The sequence below is a fragment of the Chryseobacterium sp. CS3K3.1 genome (assembly GCF_059515165.1).
In genome coordinates this window covers 1-20,124 of the sequence record NZ_JCAKRV010000008.1, presented here as the reverse complement: position 1 = coordinate 20,124, position 20,124 = coordinate 1, and the positions used below count along the sequence as shown (strand labels likewise).

The window sequence follows — 20,124 nt, the reverse complement described above, 5'->3', positions numbered from 1 at the left end:
TTAATGATTAAAAATTAAAATTAAGCCTTCCGAAGAAATAATTCCCCAGCGTTCCCATCTGTACAGGCGCATATTTGAATACTCCATAATATGAATTTTTATAAATCTGGCGGTCCGGAAAGACATCAAATATATTGTTGGCTCCTACTGTAAAATTGATACTTTTGCTGATATCATACCCTACGCTGATGTCTGTCACTACTTTTGGTGAGAATTCCTGCACGTCTCCAAACGGATAACCATCTCTTATTACCTTACCAAAATAGGTATTTCTTACGAGAAAACTGAATTTTCCGATTCCATAATTTAATCCTAATGAAGCTTTTGTTTTTGGAGACAGTGTTTCAATGATATTGATCTGATCGGGACCAAAAAACTGATCCTGAGGCGTTCCTAAGTTTTCAGGAAAATGAAAATCTGTGATTTTTGTTTCCGTATAGTTTCCGGCAAGATTCATATTTAATTTTCCGTTCCCAAGAATCCAGTCATAGGAAACCACTACATCCACACCTTTCGTTTCTGTATCAATAGCATTAGCGAAGAATCTTCCGCTTTCTACCTCATTTCCATGCCCAACTACAGCAGGATTTGATAGTCTTGGATCTGTAATATTACCTGTAATAACTATTCTGTCTTTTACTTTAATAAAATAGCCATCTATTGTAATGAACAGTCCTTTTAATGGTTTTAACGTCAATCCGGCACTTGCATTGCCAGAAGTTTCCTGTTTAAGTTTATCAAATCCAAGAATTCTGGCAGCTTCGCTATCGTTGCTGAATATTCCTTTGGTAACAATCTTTGAACCGGAAGTAGAAATATCCGCATAGGAATTATTAAAATATTGCTGTTGCAATGATGGTGCTCTGAATCCTGTCCCAACAGCGGCTCTTACTGCATAGTTTTTTACAAACTCATACCGTACAGCTAGTTTTCCATTCAAGGTATTTCCGAAATCTGAATAATTTTCAAACCTGGCAGCAGCATCAATATTCAGTTTTTTATCCAAATCATAGGAAACATCTGCATATACTGCGGTGGAATGTCTGTCTTTCTTCAAGGCATTGTTGGGAGAAAATCCGATAAAGGATTGAGATCCGCCTGCTCCAAGTACTGTAGATCCTTCAGTGGCCACATTTCCACTGATATCATATTGGGTATAAGAAGCTTCATCACCAGCTTTGATCTGGTATTGTTCAAACCTGAACTCACCACCGAACGCAATATTGAAACGGTTTATATTTTTGGAAACATCAAGATTAATGGTATTCTGCAGAAAACTATGGGCACCTGCATAAAAACTTGTGGGTGATTTTGCACCCAGAGAAGCATTATTGGTGTTGCTTACCTTATAATTGAAGGTATTGCTCCCGAACGTATTACTCAGGTCAAATAGCCAGTTGTTAACATTATATTTTGCACCTACAGCATAGGAAACATCATATACCTGAGACCCAAGAACCGCCTGAAAACCGTTCGGATAAATGGATGAAACCACATTAGACTTTTCGCTTGGCAGTCTTCTGAAACCAAAACCTTCTCCTTCTTTAATACTGAAACCTCCGAAAGAATAGAGTTTAAAATGATCATTAAAAGGGTATTCTGAATTGAAAAACAACTGTCCCTGTCTGATCTGGGCATCTCCGATCTGAAAATTAAAATCATCACGGGTCAACCCTCTTTTTTCAATTTCGGCATCATCCGCAGCTCTGGCTGCTTTTACAGCTTCAGCGTCACCTGCAAATTCATACGCAAAATTATCTCCGAAAATATCCAGATCGTGGTTTTGAGTTCTTGTGGTTTTTCCTCTGTGGCTTAATTGCAGGGATAGATTGATATAACCGTCTTTTTTTCCTAATGAAGCACCATAGTTGACTCCTGCCTGGTAAGTATCTCCATCATTTCTTCCGCTTAATCCGTAAGTAAGACTTGCTGAAGCTCCGGCATTTTTCTTAAGAATAATGTTGATCACTCCGGCAATAGCATCAGATCCATATTGTGCAGCAGCTCCGTCTCGTAACACTTCTATTCTGTCAATAGCAATTACGGGAATGGTACTCAAATCTGTTCCTACAGAACCATTTCCTACGGTATTCTGATAATTGACCAATGAGGTTGTATGTCTTCTTTTTCCGTTAAGCAGTACGAGAACCTGATCGGGGCCCATTCCTCTTAATGTTACAGGATCAATATGCTCTGTGCCATCAGAAGCAGACTGCCTCACCGCATTAAACGACGGAATCACGTAATTAAGGAGATCCTGAGCGGTCATTTGCGGAGCGCTTCTCTGGATTTTATCGATATTGATAACATCTACAGGAACCGGCGTCTCCAGTTTTGTTCTTTTAACATTACGGTTTCCGACGATGATGATATCTTCGATCTGTTTTCCTTTTTCCTCACTTTCCTGAGCAGCTACCAGAATTGCTCCAAGCAATAGTACAGCTGTGCTTAATTTTTTCATTTTTGTTCTTGCCAATTAATACTACCAATCTGACGGATCTTTCCGCAGATACACAAGACTTCAAGAAATGGAATTCATATAGAGTATTGACTTCAATTATCTCTCCCAAAGGGTTGGAATTAGCACCTTTACACGCTGGAATTGTGCAGGTTGCTAAGGTTTCACCGGGCCAAATCCCTCCACCTTTCTTGATAAATCTACTGCAAAAGTAGACTATTTTTCTGAACTTACAAAAAAAGGCAAATCTGCTGATCTGCAAATTTGCCTTTTATTTTGTATGAACTTGTTTAAACTTTTTATTTTTGAACCATTAAGATTTAATAAGAGTTTAAGAGGAGTAAAAGAAGCTTAAAAATCAGAATGATTAACCTTAACTATACTTTATTTCTTAACCTTCTTAATGGTTTTTAAGATATTCAATATTTTTTATAAGTCTAACCAACTAAATCTTTTGTTTTTATTTAATAATCATCTTTTGAATGGCTATTCCTGTGTCTGATTTCAACTGTACCAGATAAGTTCCTGCCGGATAACTGACTGTCGCTTCATAGATGCCATTTTCTTTATCCAGTTTGAAAGAATCCATTCTTTTGCCAGTCATATCAAAAATTGAAATTTCCCCATTTTTTGCTTTATTGAAAACCAGTTTGGCGATTCCATTTCGGACAGGATTATCTGCAATCTGAAGGGATAGTTTATTGGCTGCATTGGTATCTACAGTAGACAACGCACCTGCATAATTTCCAAAGATTCTGAATTCTCCGGGCTGTAAAGTGATCGGAGCCGTTGTGGAAACTATATTCGAAATACTGTTGTCCATCAGATTCTGCCATTGACCTGTGTAAGGGAAATAAGGCACTACATTCTGTGTAGAAGTCGTGTAATTGGCCAATACGACAACATTCTTTATTCCTGTGGTAATAGAGGCATCATACACATAAATTCTTGTGATCAGGCCATTGGGATCGTTCGTAAGATTGTTGGATTCTATAGTATAGGTTTTAGATTTAAAAACCGGATAGGTATTTCTGATATTGATGATTTTAGCCCATGTATCGTAGACTGCTTTTCTATTCACATCAGTATCATATCCCAGCGTAAATGCAACAGGTTTCTCATCGGTTCTGCATCCGCTGTCTATCGTACCGTTTGCACATCTGTTGATGCTGAATTCATATCCTAATTCTCCAAACTGCCAGATCATTTTCGGACCAGGAATAGTAAAGAACGTTGCCCCGAAAGTTTTCATTCTTTCAAGAGCGGTATTCAGGTTTTTTACATCATAGTTTCCGTTCACTGCACCATATGCAAGGTTTTTAAACATAAGCCTTTCTTCATCGTGGCTTTCTCCGTACCCTACGCCACTCATATTGGTAAATCCGTGAAGACTGTGGTTCATTCGGTCGTAATTGCTGTTTTCCTTATATCCCATCGTATTCTGATTGTAAGGATCTGTCTGTTTATTCCAAAGCATAACACCTTTTCCTTCTGCTATTCTGTAATTCGCCCATTGCTGTTCTTCTGCATCAGTTCCAAGGTGTTCGAAGATCATGTAAGAATTCGGATCAATAGCCCATTGTCTGTCTGCATAATGTTTCATGATGTCTACTCTGTCCTGCTGATAGGCATTGGTACAGGCTTCATCATTTTCGGAACAGCTTTGCGTAAATCCTTTGGTTAAATCCCAGCGGAAACCGTCTATGTGATATTCAGTCAGCCATTGCTCAAGACATCTTTCAACGTAATATTGCGTTGAAAGGCTGGTATGGTTAAAATCGTTAAATACATTGTATGAATGTTTCGGAACCTGATTAAAGTAAGGGTTGTTGGCTGCAACATTTCCATAGCCATCACCATCCGGATCAATATTCCAGAGTCTTACCAGAGGTGAACGTCCTGTAGCATGATTAAATGCGACATCCAGAATGACTGCAATTCCATTCTGGTGGCATACATCTACAAATTCTTTGAATTTTTCGGGAGTACCGTAGGCTTTGTCCAATGCATAATGGAAAGAAGTATTATATCCCCAGGAAAGATTTCCGTCAAATTCCATGATCGGAAGCAGTTCTATAGCATTGATTTTCAGATTCTTTAAATAGGAAATTTTATTGATCAGTGACTGCCAGTTCTTTTCCTGTGTGAAATCTCTCAATAATAATTCATACACTATAAGATCCTGTTTCGCAGGTCTTTGAAAATTGGTAACCTGCCAGTTATAAGCGGTCTGGCCTGTTTTAAATGTTGACACTTCAAAACCCTGTCCGGCAGGAAATGCTGGTAAATTCGGATAAGTAGTTGCGGAAATCCACGGATCATCATAAGAGGAAAGAATTTGTGGCGAATAGGGATCTGCTACTTTTCTCAAATCATTGGTTCTGTATTGGAAGGTATAAAGCTGCTGAGGAGTTATTCCATTGAGCTCAATCCAGTACAGATCAGGATTTGTGGTGTCTTTTTTCATTAAATAGGTATCATTCACCGCCCAGTTATTGAAACTTCCTATGACGTGTACAAAATTTTTTCCCGGAGCATATAAAGCCAATCCCACCTTGGTTGGATCTGTCGGATGATAATTGATTCCCTGTCTGATCCAGTTGGGTATTGCCTGAGAAACAACATTTCTTGGAACCTGTACAATGAATGCTGCCGTTTTGGAATTGGTTCCCTGTGTCGCCACAAGTTCCATATTTGCATCCTGGGTAACTGTATAATTGTAAGAATAAGACTGTGAAGGCGTTGTTGTTGAATTGACAACAGTTCCGTTGGCTTTTAGCTGAAATGTAGCATTGGTACTTGCCGTCGCCGTAATGGTAATGGAATTTCCCGCAGGAACTGAAGTGAGGCTGTTCGCCAATGGATTTGTAAGCGTTAAGTTTAAAGTCCCTACGTTTACAAAAATATCGGGTGAAGTCTGGTGCGATCCCGTCTTATCTTTTAATAAAAACCCAAACCTTCCGATTCCTGTTCTTCCATAAAAAGAAGTTGGTGTAAAAGTGAGTGAATAACTGTCTGTTGCTGCATTATAATTCAGCTTATTCAGATCATTGGAATTGTTCCAGCTGCCATTGGTAGGGCAATCCTGGCTATTCTGATAATTGGTGTCAAACGACCATGTCCAGATATAAATGGCGTTGTTGGAAACGCCCCACGCAGACTCATCAATCTGATCCCCGGGAACAGTAAGTGTGATCACATCTGTTTCGTTGAACGGATCAGGAGAAATTGTATAATTGATCTGTCCGAATACAGCCATGGTAATCAACAGAAAAACAACAGAATAAAACTTTTTCATTTATTATTTTTTATCGAATATAGTATAAATTTTTCTTCATGACCACTATTCCTCTTCAGTATTCATCAAATATTTCTATTTTTTCGGAGAAATAATAATAAAAAAAAGGCTCATGAAAATTTCATGAGCCTTCCAATAAAAGTAATTGTAATGAACTAATTTCTTTTGGCGAAATCTTTGATATTGAGATCCGCTTACTCCTTTATAATCTTTTTAGAAACTGATTGTCCGTTCTTTAACTTTAACTCTACGATGTATAATCCTGAAGGAAGTTCAGTCAAATTGATCTGTTGATCCGAAAACTGTATATTCATTCTTTGCCCTACAGCATTGGTAACGTTTACTCTTTCAATTCCTGAATCAGCTTTAACCATAAGCATTCCTTTGGTTGGGTTAGGATACATTCCAATAACAGATTGATTCAGTTTGATTTCTGAAGTCCCTAAAGAAGAGGTAGGCTTGATGCATCTTACTGATGATCCCTGCCCTCTCATAGCTCCGGCAGATGGATTGGCAATCGTTGAACCGATATACAGATATTTTCCTCCCAGACTTGATGTATCAGAGCTCCAGAAATATCCTCTTTGCCCTACAAAAGTAAAGTTCCCGTCACTGGAGCTTCTGTAGCCTCCTGCCGGTAATTTAAGATGACTGTTATAAGCCGTTGTTGGGTTAGAAATACTTTCAGCTCCAATTAAAGTAGTCCACTCCGCCTGAGAAGGCATCTTCCAATCTGCTCCTATTGCTTTACAAGGATCTATACCTGCAGAAGCATTCACATCCGCAGCAGATACTCCTGCCCACGTATCCGAACCTGCAAAACCTGCCCACCATCCTGGAGATCCTGCAACATAACTTCCCGCAGTGGTATTTGTTCCTTCCGGAGTGTTGGGAGATGGTGCCGGTACGATCTGAGAATTTCTAAGCTGGTGACCATCATCCCATCTTCCCCATTGGAAAAGGTCCCCATAAGAATTTGCATCCGCTACTGATGAAGCCACCTGTGTACTTCCCAGGTTCTGCTGAAGCCATATTTTTCCGTCTGCTCCTCTTACCGTAGTATAAGCAACCTGTTGTCCGCGATACATAAAACTTACACAACCAATATCACCAACATTGGTTCCAGGATCTGTATTGCTGCATGTTTGTGGATTAAGGTTCAGAGAAATTCTTTTCACCTTTGTTGTATTGTCGGAATAAGCCAAAACAAGATAATTTTGTGCCTTATCTATTGCTAAATCATTATATTTTGCCTCTCCAGCTGAAACAAAATCACCTCCAAAAGGAACCCAGTTTTGCGAATCGTCTAATTGATAAACGGTATTTCTCAGGAAATTATCATTTTCAAAACGGCTGGCTACCACATATGGCTTTCCTGATTCTGTTACGGCTAAGGCAATATGCTGTACTCTTCCCTCAGAAAAATTGGCATTTCCAACCTGCACCCAGGAGTTTCCGTCAAACTTTCTGACATTCAACTTCCTTCCTCCTCCGGAGTTGGAAACATAAGCAACATAAATTCTGTTTGCTCCATCTAAAGCAATATCAGCATTATACTGCTCTCCTGATGAAGAAGCATCTGCAGCTGTTCCTCCTACCAGAGTCCAGTTTTGTGCTGAACTTGCATCTGTACTGTTCTGATATACTTTTATCCCTCCGGAAACATTACAGGTATAGATCATATTATTGGTTCCGATAACCATTTCAGCGAAGTCAGCCCCGCCCGAAAAACCTGCATTTCCTATCTGCTCCCATGTTCCTCCGGAATATCTTTTAACCGTTCCTGAACCATAAGAACCATACGTGAAAATGATATTATCAGAGGAAACGGCAGAAGCCTGATAATTAACGGAACTGTCTGTAACATTCGGAAGCTGGGACCATAAAGATCCTGTAAATAAGCGTACTTCCATCCCGGAGCCCGGATAACCAAGCTGATTGGTATAATAAATACTGTTTCCGTTCGGACTTATAGACAATGAGTTGTAAGTGGCAGTTCCTGTAGTAACTCCGGGCGTTCCTCCTAAGTAAGACCACGAGTTTCCGTTAAATTTCTGAACAGAGCCTTTAGCTACTGAAACATCATAATAGGACAGATAATAGTTTCCCGAGTTATCAATAACAAGATTATTAAAACTGCTTCCTCCTGCAGATACATCCTGAATGCCTCCTACATTTTCCCATTGCTGGGCATATATATAGCTTCCAGCCACGGTTAGCAATGCTAATCCCGTTCTGATTTTCCGTATTGCAAAATGTAAATCTTTAAACATATGAAATATTATTTTTAATTATTCTAAATTTAATTTAATTTTGCGCAAAAGTACCTCACATTATCAACCCCGAGTTATCATTTTCGAACTTTTGGTTATCCTGCGGAGGACTTTTATCTTAAGAAGTTGTACCATGGCTGTAAAAATGTGTTGTATGAGGCGTCAATTAAAAAGTGGACATTTGTTCATATCCGAGGACATCAAAATCATCATGCAGGAAGACCTGTGTCCTGATCAATCCTTCAAGTCTCATATGCTGGAGGGGAAATCAAGTTTTAATTTGATTTTCATGTTGAGTGATGGCATTAATTTAGAAGGTCATGATTGCGGAACCCAGTTTTTATTCAAAAAAAATCAATACATCCTCCATTATTCTCCTAAAGAAAGTGTTGCTGAACTGTGGACAGAAAACCAGGAAATTCTGAGGTATCTCCAGATTCAGATTAATTATCAATATATTTTTAACCTCATCAATCCCGAGCATAATCGTGAAAATGCTGAAATTCTGGAAAATATGATTCATAATAATTTCATTTTCCTTCATAAAGAAACGCCGCCGGACATGACGGTTGAGATGCATATGATTGTAAAAGAGATTCTGGATTATAATAAGAAAGGAATCATGCAGAAGTTATTTATAGAAGCAAAGATTATCAAACTTCTTATCCTGATCTTTGAGCAATTTAATGAAAAAAACATTTTCGAAGACACTCCAAAAACGCCTGAAATGATCAGGAAATTCATTGATGAAAATTACCATAGAAATATAAAAGCAGAGGAAATTGGAAAATATTTTGGACTGAACCAGAATACTGTCAGAAAGGAATTCAAAACGCAGTATCATACAACGATTGCTCACTATATTTCGGAGCTCAGGATGCTGAAAGCAAAGAAAATGATTACCAATAAAGAAATTATGATCAAAGAAATTGCTATTGAGTGCGGTTATGAGTATCTCCAGAACTTTACCAGGGCTTTTAAAAAGAAATTTGGGGTATCTCCTGAAAGTCTGAGAAATAATAAATAGAAAAACCGCTTAATTGCTTAAGCGGTCTATATATGTTGTTTTGCTTTGATATTACTTTTTCAGAATTCAGGTGAAAAAGCAATGACAATCAATTAATGATGATGTCCGTGATCGTGAAGGAAAGGTCCGTTTCCTTTCGGCTCGTTATAGATAACTTCTACACCTTCCTGCTCAGTAATAAGCTTTCTTCTGATATCTTCAGGGTCGAAAGGCTTTACTTTTCCGAAATACTCTTTCAAACCTTCAGTTAGCCACATTGGGATTACTAATCCGAAGAACATAAAAATACACCAGAATCCCACTAAGAACATAGTAATGAAGAATATAGTCCAAAGGAACTGGTAGAACGGCCAAAATGCTGATAATATCGTTATCATTCTCTTAAAGATTTTAGGCAAAAATAGAACTTTTTTCCTTTTTACACAAAAGATCAGCGTTCTATTTTGTTATTTATTTTAATTTTAAACTAATTAGTGAGCAAGATTTGCGAAGAAATCATTGCCTTTATCATCGGAAATGATGAATGCGGGGAAGTCTTTTACTTCAATTTTTCTTACGGCTTCCATTCCTAATTCCGGGAAGTCTACCACATCTACAGACGCAATATTGTCTTTCGCAAGAATAGCAGCCGGCCCTCCGATAGATCCAAGATAGAAACCTCCGTATTTATGACATGCATTGGTAACATCCTTACTTCTGTTTCCTTTTGCCAGCATGATCATACTTCCACCATGACTTTGGAACTCGTCTACATAAACGTCCATTCTTCCGGCAGTAGTAGGTCCGAAACTTCCTGAAGCCATTCCTTCCGGAGTTTTTGCAGGTCCTGCGTAATAGATCGGGTGATTTTTGAAATATTCCGGCATTGGCTTCCCGCTGTCGATAATTTCTTTGATTTTTGCGTGAGCAATATCTCTTGCAACGATTAATGTTCCGTTCAGTTTTAATCTTGTTTTGATCGGATATTTGGAAAGTTCAGCAAGAATTTCCGGCATTGGCTTGTTCAGGTTAATCTCAACAGCTTCTTCCAGATGTGGAGGCGTATCAGGTAAGAATCTTTTCGGATCCTGTTCCAGTTGCTCCAGGAAGATCCCTTCTTTGGTAATTTTTCCTTTGATATTTCTGTCTGCAGAACAGGAAACTCCCATTCCAACAGGACAAGATGCCGCGTGTCTCGGAAGTCTGATCACTCTTACATCGTGAGTAAGGTATTTTCCTCCAAACTGAGCTCCAATGGCACTTTCCTGGCAGATTTTCTGAACTTTAGCTTCCCATTCAAGGTCTCTGAATGCCTGTCCGGCCTCATTTCCTTCTGTCGGAAGATGATCATAATATTTTGCTGATGCTTTTTTAACGGCTGCAAGATTGGCTTCAGCTGAAGTTCCTCCGATTACCAATGCTAAGTGGTATGGAGGGCATGCAGCGGTACCAAGGTCTGAAATTTTTTCTTTGATGAATTCTTCAAGAGATTTTTCGTTCAATAAAGATTTTGTCTTTTGATATAAGAATGTTTTATTGGCAGAACCTCCTCCTTTCGTTAAGAATAAAAATTCGTAATAATCTCCTTTTTTAGCATAGATATCAATCTGTGCAGGAAGGTTGGATCCGGAATTCTTCTCATCAAACATCGTTAAAGGAACGACCTGAGAATATCTTAAGTTTCTTTTCTGATAGGTATTGTAAATTCCTTTGCTCAGGTATTCGCCATCATCTACTCCTGTATATACATTTTCTCCCTTCTTTCCCATTACAATCGCTGTACCTGTATCCTGACATGAAGGAAGAGCTCCTTCTGCAGCTACTGCAGCATTCTGTAAAAGGTTGTAAGCAACGAATCTGTCATTATCTGTAGCTTCAGGATCATCAATAATTCTTCTAAGGCTTTCCAGGTGTGAAGAGCGAAGCATGAAAGAAACATCTGCCATGGCTTCTTCTGCCAATAACTCCAGTCCCTTCGGATCTACTGTTAAAATTTCTCTGTCACCCAGCTTTTCAACCTTTACATAATCTGATGTAAGTTTTTTGTACACCGTATCATCTTTCTGAATAGGATACGGATCCTGATATCTAAAATCCATTCAATTTTTGTTTGTACAAAAATACGCCTCCTTTAAAAAAATATGAGTAAAATCAGTCATTTATATTGATATTTATAATGATTATAAATTGTAGGTTTCTGAGTTTATAAGTACCTTTATAGAAGCTAAATAAACAAAGCCAAAATATTATTTATTTCATTAAACATGATACTACCAACAATTTTTTTGGCGTAAAAAATAAAAGATCATACAAATTTCAACACTATGAATTACAGAATAGAAAAAGACACCATGGGAGAAGTGCAGGTACCTGCAGATAAACTTTGGGGTGCACAGACGGAACGTTCCAGAAATAATTTCAAAATAGGACCTGAGGGTTCAATGCCGCATGAAATCATTGAAGCTTTTTCTTATCTGAAGAAGGCTGCCGCTTATGCCAATACTGATCTGGGAGTACTTCCTGTGGAAAAAAGAGATATGATCGCGAAAGTATGTGATGAAATTCTGGAGGGAAAATTGAATGACCAGTTTCCTCTGGTGATCTGGCAGACAGGTTCCGGAACACAGTCGAACATGAATGTGAATGAAGTGATTTCCAACAGAGCTCATGTTAATAACGGCGGCACATTGGGAGAAAAATCTGAAATACACCCGAATGATGATGTGAATAAATCCCAGTCTTCGAATGATACCTATCCCACTGCCATGCACATTGCTGCGTATACCAAAGTGGTGGAAGTAACCATTCCCGCTGTTGAGAAACTAAAAAATACGTTGTCTGAGAAATCAAAAGCCTTCAAAGATGTTGTCAAGATCGGGAGAACCCATCTCATGGATGCCACCCCGCTTACTCTTGGACAGGAATTTTCAGGTTATGCAGCCCAGCTGGAATTCGGATTGAGAGCTTTAAAAAATACCCTACCTCATCTTTCTGAACTCGCATTAGGCGGAACAGCCGTAGGAACAGGTTTGAATACGCCTAAAGGCTACGATGTAAAAGTGGCAGAATATATTGCTCAATTTACAAAACACCCTTTTGTTACTGCTGAAAATAAATTTGAAGCCCTCGCTGCACATGATGCGATTGTAGAATCTCACGGGGCTTTAAAGCAGCTGGCTGTTTCTTTATACAAAATTGCTCAGGACGTGAGACTGATGGCATCAGGGCCACGTTCGGGAATTGGAGAAATCCATATTCCTGAGAATGAGCCGGGATCTTCTATTATGCCTGGGAAAGTAAATCCTACTCAGAATGAAGCGATGACCATGGTTTGCGCACAGGTTTTAGGAAACGATACGACCATATCATTTGCCGGAACTCAGGGGAATTATGAACTGAATGTTTTCAAACCGGTAATGGCGTACAATTTCCTGCAATCTGCACAATTGATTGCCGATGCATGTATTTCTTTCAATGATCACTGTGCAATAGGTATTGAGCCGAATCATGAGAGAATTAAAGAGCTTGTAGACAAATCTTTAATGCTGGTGACCGCTTTAAATACTCACATCGGGTATGAAAATGCTGCCAAGATTGCCAAGACAGCCCATAAAAACGGAACCACACTAAAAGAAGAAGCCATCAACCTTGGCTTGTTAACTGCTGAACAGTTTGACGAATGGGTAAAACCCGAAGATATGGTTGGAAGCTTAAAATAATGATTTTATAACTGATACTATGTAAAAACTCCGGGAGCCTTTCCCGGAGTTTTTCATTTGCTATCAAAGTACTATTTAATCTAATCCGATGGTTAAGCCTAATATCAGTGCTTTATCATTTTTGAAATAACCGTCTTTAAAGAAGTTGCTGAAATCTTTTTTAACAAATAAGCTGAAACTGTTATAAGAAACAGTAAGCTGTGCTCCGTAGACGAAAGGATTCACCTGATAATTTCCGCGGTCTCTGGTTTCACCATCAATTCCTTTTACAATATTGTTGGTAGACATTTTTACGCCACCATATACATTGGCTCCAATTTTAAATCCTGTGTAATAACTTCTGTACTGAACATCCATTCCACCATTTTTAAGTTTGGAAAAATTATACTGCATCCCAAGAGGAACAATAATATATCCTGTTCTCAGTTTACTTTTATCCAGATTTTCATTAGCTTGAACCAAAGAAACTCCCTGATCTGCACTTTTGGTAAAGAACATATTATTATCTGTTCTCACCGTTCTCCAGGAAAACCCCAGTCCTGAAGTAACAGCCCACGGGCTTGTCCTGCTAAGCTGATAATTCAGTTTCAGACCAAATTCCAGGTTATTGGCGTATCCTATATTTTTATCCAGTTCATTATCCGGAGAACTGTTTGTTAAAGTCATAATTCCGTAAGAAAAATATCCGGTAAAGCTTCTGGTAGGACGGAATTTTTTCAGCAATTTTTCTTTAAGCTCTTCTTTGGAAGTCACATCAGTATTCAGGAGAGAATATCTTACCTGCTTCTGAATCACATCATCCAGGTCGAATCCCAGTTCTTCAATCCTCTTATCCATTTTTTCGGAATAGCGGTCTGCAATCTTAGCTTTTTCTCTGTCAAAATCTGCCTTATCCAGGTTTTTTGCCTGTAGAACTAACAGTTCTTCTTCCATCAGCTTTTTCTCTTCCTGGATAATGGTATTGATTTTTGCTGCATATTCTTCTACTTTCTCTTTTACAATCGGGCTTACCTCTGTATCTTTTTTAGAAGACAGGTTAATATTGAAGGTCTTCTGTGCATAGAATGATGCAGAAAAAGAGCACAACAATCCCATTACGATTAATTTATTGATCATATTATTAATTTTTAAATTTTTACGGATACGTTATCTGGCATTCAGATCGATAGTAGTCGCCACGTTACTTCCATCTTTTGTTTTTTCGATGACATCTTTATGTTCTACTGAAAAAAGAAGTGTGGATGGGTCTACATATTTCTTCTTTTTAACCGGAGTTTTTAAAGAATCGGCTTTTGCCATGAGCTGAGGATGAGTAAGCTGAGGAATTTCCTGTTTTTTCAAAGGAAGGTTCTCTTTGGGAATCAGTGGAGTCTGTGCAATTGCCACCGCAGAAATCCCTTCTGCTTTATCGGAGGGTGATGTTTGATCCTCTTCTTTCTTTTCATTGTTCTGAGCTGTCAGAGAAATATTATCGTGAATAGAATCAGTTACAATTTTATCAGAAGAAGCTTTTTCTGCAGTATTCACCATGACAGGTTCAATCTCTGAAGGCTGATTGATAAAAAACAGAACAGTACCTAAACCGAAGGTCAACATTAAACATGCTGCCACTAAAAACCAGTTCATTTTTGATTTGAAACCGCGATTATTGTTATTATGAAACTCAATTTCAGACCAGAGATCACGGGAAGGAGCAACCTCTCTTTCCTCCATCTGTTTTTTGATCTGGTATTCAATAGTATCTTTAGACGTTTTCATTTTTCACTTTTTTTTGTTGTTGAAAGTAAATATTTCTTAACTTTTCTTTTGCTCTGAACAACTGTGTTTTGCTCACTGCCACTGAAATCTGTAATGTATCTGCAATTTCCTGATGAGAATATCCTTCCAGTACATACTGGTTAAAAACCATTCTGTAAGCATCAGGCAGCTGATCTAACAGATCCTGTGCATTAAAATCATAATCAATCTCCGGCTCGTGGATGTCTTCATGAAAAGATGGGTTAATCTCGTCCAGATAGAAAACTGTTTTATGACTTTTGATAAAGTTCAGGCATTCATTCACAACAATTTTTCTTGCCCAGCTATCCAGATTCGATTCTCCTCTGAAGCTTTCTATGTGTTTAAAAATTTTACAGAAAGCTTTTATGAGACAATCTTCCGCCTGATACAAATCGCTCACATAGCTTTTGCTGACACTCAGGAATTTCCTGACATTCTGCTCATAGAAAATCTTCTGTGCAGCCGGATCCTGTTTCTTCAGGAGGCTCAACAAATCATTCTTTTTATTTCCGAACAAGAGTTTCATGTTTATGCTGTTTCTATACTAAAGACAATCAAAACAAAAAAAGGTTACAATTTTTGAAAAAAAAATTTTATTTACAATCTGTTTTAAACTTTTCAGACTCTTCTAAATTCAATAATAAAAAACGCAAAGAATTCATTTACCAGATGTATAATTTTAAGGTAGATAAGGTTTAGCAGATGAAATCTGCCCTGAAGCGTACGCTTAATCATCCGTCTTTGACGGAATTTTCTTTGCCCCCAAAATACCCAGAATTAAGATGTATCTTCTTTGCGTTTTAACTATTCTGTATTATTGATTGCAGCAGCTTCTCCATTAAAAAAACTGTCTTGAAAGAGACAGCCTTAAATTTTATCCTGAAAATTCATCAAGCATGTTTCTGGTAGGAACAAAGAAAAGCGTTCCGGTAACTGCTGTGCTGAAATCTAAAATTCTGTCATAATTTCCGGGAGGATCACCTATAAACATATTGGTCAACATCTTTTTTGTTGTTGTAAATGTACTTGAATAGGCAATAAAATAAGTTCCGAACTCATTGGTAGAGGGATTTCCGAAAGGCATATTATCTCTGACTATTTTCAATTCTTCACCGTTTTCGCCCTCGATATTGGCTAAAGCAATATGTGAATTTGAAGGTTTTACAGCATCAGACATTTCAATATCATTCTCTTTTGATCTTCCGATTACTTTTTCCTGCTCTTCCGTGGATAAGCCTTTCCATGCATCCATATTGTGAAGGTATTTCTGAACAAAAAGATAGCTTCCTCCTTTATACTGAAGGTCTTCATCTCCTACTTTTCCAAAATAATCACGGTCATCACCATGCGGATTTTCCGTTCCGTCTACAAAACCAAGAATGGAGCGTGCATCCCAGTATTTGAATCCATGAACCTCCAGAATACTTTCGGCCACTGAGCTTAATAATTGGGAGATCTCGACAGCCATATCAAAAATCAGGCTTTTATTATCTGCCCTCAGATGAAAATGAAGGTCTCCGGGAGTAGAAACAGCCGTATGTTTTATCCCTTTTATTTCTTCAAAATTAGCTAATTCCTTTGGCGGAGGTGTTGGAAGTTCCAGTTTTTTCCATGCTTCTGCACCAATTCCCATGACACAGCTTGCCCTGCTGTCCGGGAAACGGTTAAACACTGAATTATTAAGATTTAAAACCAAAGCACATAGTTCCTGAAAAACTTCTTTCAGCTCAGGGCTGTCATTAAGTTTCCAGACCATGAAAATAGTATTGCTATTGGGATAATCTGTTACGTTCTGTGATTCTATCGTATTCATACCTCTTTTTTTGTGGTATTAAATATCCGAAACTGAAACCTGATCTGCAAAATATTGTTCCAGATCTTTCAAGGTTTCCGGATTGGTCTGAATATCTTTTACCAACACCCCTTTGTTCACAACCACAATTCTGTTGCAAACTTCTGTAGTATGGGAAAGATCATGGCTGGAAATAAGGAAAGTAACACCATCCTGTTTGGATAATTCCTTGATCAGGTTTTTAAGCTTGATCTGGGTAGACGGATCGAGGTTGGCAAAAGGTTCATCAAGAATAATAATTTCAGGATTCCCAATAATAGCTCCTACAATTCCTACTTTTTTCTGATTTCCTTTTGAAAGATCACGGATATATTTCCCTGATTTCAGGATTTCTCCATTGAAAAAATCGTGGAAAGGCTTAAGGAATTCGTCTACAGAAGCTTTGTTCTGGCCTCTCAGCTCTCCGATAAAGTAAAAATATTCTTCAGGCGTAAGATAGCCGATGAGAAAAGTATCATCTACAAAGGCTGAAACTTTATTTTTCCAGGCTTCAGATTCGTTAACCTTAATTCCGTCAATGCTTACAAACCCTGTTGTAGCCTGAATCAGATCCAGCATAAGGCTGAAAAGGGTTGTTTTTCCTGCCCCGTTGTTTCCCACGAGACCAAATGTTTCTCCGTTGGGAATTTCAAGATGTTCAATATTGAGAACGGTTGCTGTTCCGTATGTTTTGGATAAATTTTGTATGTTGATCATGGTTTAACTTATATTTTTAAATGCATCCAGTGTGCTGTATTTTTCTTTTTTGTAAAGTTTTACAATAATATCAAAGATCTTCTCTCTCAGGAAAAATCCTATAATTCCGATAATTGCAATACTGATTACTCCTCCGGTAATTCCCCACAAATATTTTGTTAAGGCAAATACACCCATCGGAAGTAACATTTTAGGAATCAGCAGAAACATGGCGATCATATTGAAGCTCCCTTTCTGTCCCAATCGTTTCTCTTTTGAATTCAGGTCGATCTGAGTTTTATTGAAAGCTCCGGACCACAAAGTAAATTGAGAATTCACACCGATATTATATAAACCTGCTGCAAAAAATGTAACGTAAACTTCCCAGCCAAAATAGGCATAACAAACCGCTATAATCACAGAAACTCCAGTCACAATATTCATCAGCCACCATTTTGCTTTCAGATATTCTTTGTAAGGAACGTTCAAGGTCATCATCAACGGATAGTATGAACTGTCAAAAGCGGGAACTCTCTGTCCAAAAAGAAACTGGAAACCTCCTGTTACAAAAAGTCCCATAAACATCATCATAGCGGGTGTTTTATACATTGAAGAAGTAAACATCAGCAATCCGTAGAACAGAAACATAAAGCTGCCCAGCAAAATTCCTTTGGGTACTTTATTGCGTCTCAACATTTTAATATCATTATTGATAAATGTCCCGATAACGCCGTATTTATTCAGGAAGGCAATATTTTCTGTTTTCCCGACCGTCTTCTTCGCTTCAAGCCCCTGATCCAGATAGAACTCCTGACGCAGGTAACGGAAACATATCCACCACAGCATTACGAACAAAACAACAGGGATCAGTACAACGTATGGCTTTTCATAGAAACTAAAGAAAACCGACTCAGAATATGATAAAACCGGAACAATATTGTAATATCCCAACGCTCCTATGCCCAGAAAGCATATTCCGATAATCACCGCCAGGGTCTCTTTACCGTTGAAAAAAATGTTGATAAAATTATTCAGGTACAATAGTGAAATCACACCAATCAGCCACACCATGATTCCCAAAATACTATATCCATTGAATACGGCAATCAGTGAAAAGGTAATAAAGAATAGAGAGCTCAGCCAGCTGAATGCTGAAAGAAAAGTTTTGGCCAGCATATAATTGACCAGCGTATTCTTCCGGATATTCATCGTTAGGAATGGCTTCATGTTCTGTGTGGGGATTTCCTGCCAGAGATATTTGAGAACAAGATCAATAATCCATGCAACGATCATGAATTTTGAAACCACCTGTAAAGGATTCTGATGCATTTCCTCCTGAATGTAGAAAAAGGCAATAAATGCTCCGCCCACAAGACATCCGATAAAGTAGAGAATTCCTATGAAACGGAGAATTTTCATGGTCAGATTGATCCCTAAAGATGTACCACGAAAAAAGCTTTTTATTTCAAGCCTAAGGAACTTTAGAAACATATATTAGTTTTTTACATTAGTCAATATAATGTAAAAAATGTTACAGTTTAATTTGTTTTGTTTTTGTTTATGGCGTACACAAGCCCAACAGGATTAGTTTTCCTTCTGAAAAAATCTTCACCAACACATTCGGAACATGAATAGCTTTTTACATTCATAAAGAGCTGTTTATCTTATAAAAATAGAAAGAGCAACCGTTATAGTTACTCTTTCTCTGAATATTTTAATTGAGATCTCCTTTTGGAATGCCCATGGATATTGCGTGCCTACCTATCTGAAACATTACCTAACTTTTTAGGGTATGTCCAAAAACAGTGGTTTTACTATATTTATTGGATACAAGCTTGATGCAAGAACCAGCTTGGAACTATTATTATTTCATTAAATTAAATTCGTTATCGTCAATTTCTCTATCTAAATATCCAATAACTTTATCAAAATTTTCACTCAAATAATATATTCCATAGTATGTTTTTCCCAATAAGCTCACTAATCTTAATTTATTTCCAGTATAATTTTCCAGGTTTAAGATCAGAGTACCCATTTCATCAGACAACTTATTATTTCCTGTTCGAGTAGCAGTATATTGTCTAATTTTATATACTCCAATCAGATTTTCTCTTTCGAAATTATTACTATTACTAATCTTAACTTTATAGTTTTCAAAAGTTTCTAAAAATTTCCTTTTCTCTTTAATTAAATTAAAAATTTTTTCTTCAGTTAACATATTTTGAGATTTTATTTTTATCTGGGTAAAACATACTCAACTTTCGCTCCATATACTACGCCTGGAACCAACCATTCCGCTTCTTGTGGATTATAGGGATTAGGGAGTACTGTTCCAACTTTAAATTGTTTAGAAATGATAATTCCTGGAATTCCATTTTCATACATTGCTACGCCTGTAGCAAAATCTCTAGCAGATTCTTTACTTGTACTCCAACTTGTCCAGATACTTAAATTATCCCCTCCGGCATGTGCTTCCATGTCACTGTGAGGTCCCCAAGTTGCAGCAACTTGTCTGTAACCATTCGGTATAGCAATACCTTGTGATGCTTCAAAATACATAGAGCCTTTAGCTTTCGACGAAACTCCTCGATATAACATAATCATTTTTTCTGGCTCTGATTCATCAGCTGTTGTTGTAACAGGTACAGTTAAAGGTAAATCCCTTGTCCAGTTATATTCTGGATCTTTCATCATGACAGGTGTTAACACAGCTCCTAAAGTTGCTGCTCCTACGGCTACTGACGTTACCTCTATAGCTGAGAAAAATTCAGCAATTCGTATTGGTTCTCCAACTTCAACTGCCCTGGAAACCTCAGCTCCTCTTGTAAGCGTTAAAATATCAGCCCCTTTATTTCTGCCAAACAAACGATCCCACCAATTGCTTACTCTTCCCCAGAAACCAGGCTTAGGTCCTTGTACAGTTCCTTTGTTATTTCCTCCACCGGTACGACTTCCTTGTTTAAATTCAGGAGTAGAAATAAAACTTCCATTCATCCCCGCAAACCAAAAGGAACCCTCAGGAACATTACTGATAATTCCTCCGTCATAAGGAACACTTCTCATT

At 37.9% G+C, this 20,124-nt stretch carries 15 protein-coding genes and 1 riboswitch; of the genes, 2 read left to right on the top strand and 13 right to left on the bottom strand.

Annotation, left to right across the window (positions count from 1 at the left end):
- Window positions 1-7: 7 nt before the first annotated feature.
- The 3 genes from AC5YGI_RS09245 to AC5YGI_RS09235 form a co-directional block, all read right to left on the bottom strand.
- Window positions 8-2,461: a TonB-dependent receptor plug domain-containing protein gene (locus AC5YGI_RS09245; protein ID WP_496168061.1), complete on the bottom strand. Its 2,454-nt coding sequence runs from the start codon at window positions 2,459-2,461 to the stop codon at window positions 8-10.
- A gap of 93 nt (window positions 2,462-2,554) precedes the next feature.
- A riboswitch (SAM riboswitch) is annotated at window positions 2,555-2,659 on the bottom strand.
- A gap of 259 nt (window positions 2,660-2,918) precedes the next feature.
- Entirely contained in the window at window positions 2,919-5,756 is a 2,838-nt protein-coding gene (locus AC5YGI_RS09240) for an alpha-amylase family glycosyl hydrolase (RefSeq protein WP_496168060.1), read from the bottom strand.
- 194 nt (window positions 5,757-5,950) lie between these two features.
- The gene (locus tag AC5YGI_RS09235) at window positions 5,951-8,029 is read right to left on the bottom strand and encodes a T9SS type A sorting domain-containing protein (protein WP_330744376.1); all 2,079 of its coding nucleotides are present in this window, start codon (window positions 8,027-8,029) and stop codon (window positions 5,951-5,953) included.
- Between the two features lie 154 nt (window positions 8,030-8,183).
- On the opposite strand from AC5YGI_RS09235, the gene AC5YGI_RS09230 reads away from it, so the two are divergent.
- Window positions 8,184-9,056 (top strand): helix-turn-helix transcriptional regulator, encoded by an 873-nt coding sequence (locus AC5YGI_RS09230; protein ID WP_330744378.1) that lies wholly within the window; start codon window positions 8,184-8,186, stop codon window positions 9,054-9,056.
- A gap of 92 nt (window positions 9,057-9,148) precedes the next feature.
- Here the strand turns inward: AC5YGI_RS09230 and AC5YGI_RS09225 are convergent, their stop codons facing one another.
- Window positions 9,149-9,433: a hypothetical protein gene (locus AC5YGI_RS09225; RefSeq protein ID WP_171006268.1), complete on the bottom strand. Its 285-nt coding sequence runs from the start codon at window positions 9,431-9,433 to the stop codon at window positions 9,149-9,151.
- Between the two features lie 93 nt (window positions 9,434-9,526).
- A complete protein-coding gene (locus tag AC5YGI_RS09220; RefSeq protein WP_496168059.1) occupies window positions 9,527-11,134 on the bottom strand; it encodes a fumarate hydratase in 1,608 nt (535 codons plus the stop codon).
- A 225-nt stretch (window positions 11,135-11,359) separates the two neighbouring features.
- Here AC5YGI_RS09220 and fumC point away from each other — a divergent pair, with 225 nt between their 5' ends.
- The gene (gene fumC / locus AC5YGI_RS09215; protein ID WP_330744382.1) at window positions 11,360-12,754 is read left to right on the top strand and encodes a class II fumarate hydratase; all 1,395 of its coding nucleotides are present in this window, start codon (window positions 11,360-11,362) and stop codon (window positions 12,752-12,754) included.
- A gap of 75 nt (window positions 12,755-12,829) precedes the next feature.
- On the opposite strand, the gene AC5YGI_RS09210 is transcribed toward fumC, so the two are convergent.
- The 8 genes from AC5YGI_RS09210 to AC5YGI_RS09175 form a co-directional block, all read right to left on the bottom strand.
- Window positions 12,830-13,870: a porin family protein gene (locus AC5YGI_RS09210; protein WP_496168058.1), complete on the bottom strand. Its 1,041-nt coding sequence runs from the start codon at window positions 13,868-13,870 to the stop codon at window positions 12,830-12,832.
- Between the two features lie 30 nt (window positions 13,871-13,900).
- Window positions 13,901-14,512: a hypothetical protein gene (locus tag AC5YGI_RS09205; RefSeq protein ID WP_496168057.1), complete on the bottom strand. Its 612-nt coding sequence runs from the start codon at window positions 14,510-14,512 to the stop codon at window positions 13,901-13,903.
- A complete protein-coding gene (locus tag AC5YGI_RS09200; protein WP_496168056.1) occupies window positions 14,499-15,059 on the bottom strand; it encodes an RNA polymerase sigma factor in 561 nt (186 codons plus the stop codon). Before AC5YGI_RS09200 ends, AC5YGI_RS09205 begins: the two co-directional genes overlap by 14 nt.
- Window positions 15,060-15,407: 348 nt before the next feature.
- On the bottom strand, window positions 15,408-16,346 hold the full coding sequence (locus tag AC5YGI_RS09195) for a Dyp-type peroxidase (RefSeq protein WP_454511353.1): 939 nt from the start codon (window positions 16,344-16,346) through the stop codon (window positions 15,408-15,410).
- 18 nt (window positions 16,347-16,364) lie between these two features.
- Window positions 16,365-17,081 (bottom strand): ABC transporter ATP-binding protein, encoded by a 717-nt coding sequence (locus tag AC5YGI_RS09190; protein ID WP_446107256.1) that lies wholly within the window; start codon window positions 17,079-17,081, stop codon window positions 16,365-16,367.
- 3 nt (window positions 17,082-17,084) lie between these two features.
- Window positions 17,085-18,551: a DUF5687 family protein gene (locus AC5YGI_RS09185; RefSeq protein ID WP_330744393.1), complete on the bottom strand. Its 1,467-nt coding sequence runs from the start codon at window positions 18,549-18,551 to the stop codon at window positions 17,085-17,087.
- A gap of 373 nt (window positions 18,552-18,924) precedes the next feature.
- The gene (locus AC5YGI_RS09180; protein WP_002984683.1) at window positions 18,925-19,278 is read right to left on the bottom strand and encodes a hypothetical protein; all 354 of its coding nucleotides are present in this window, start codon (window positions 19,276-19,278) and stop codon (window positions 18,925-18,927) included.
- A gap of 17 nt (window positions 19,279-19,295) precedes the next feature.
- Window positions 19,296-20,124 (bottom strand): hypothetical protein (locus AC5YGI_RS09175; protein WP_496168055.1); only part of this gene is annotated, 829 nt, incomplete at its 5' end.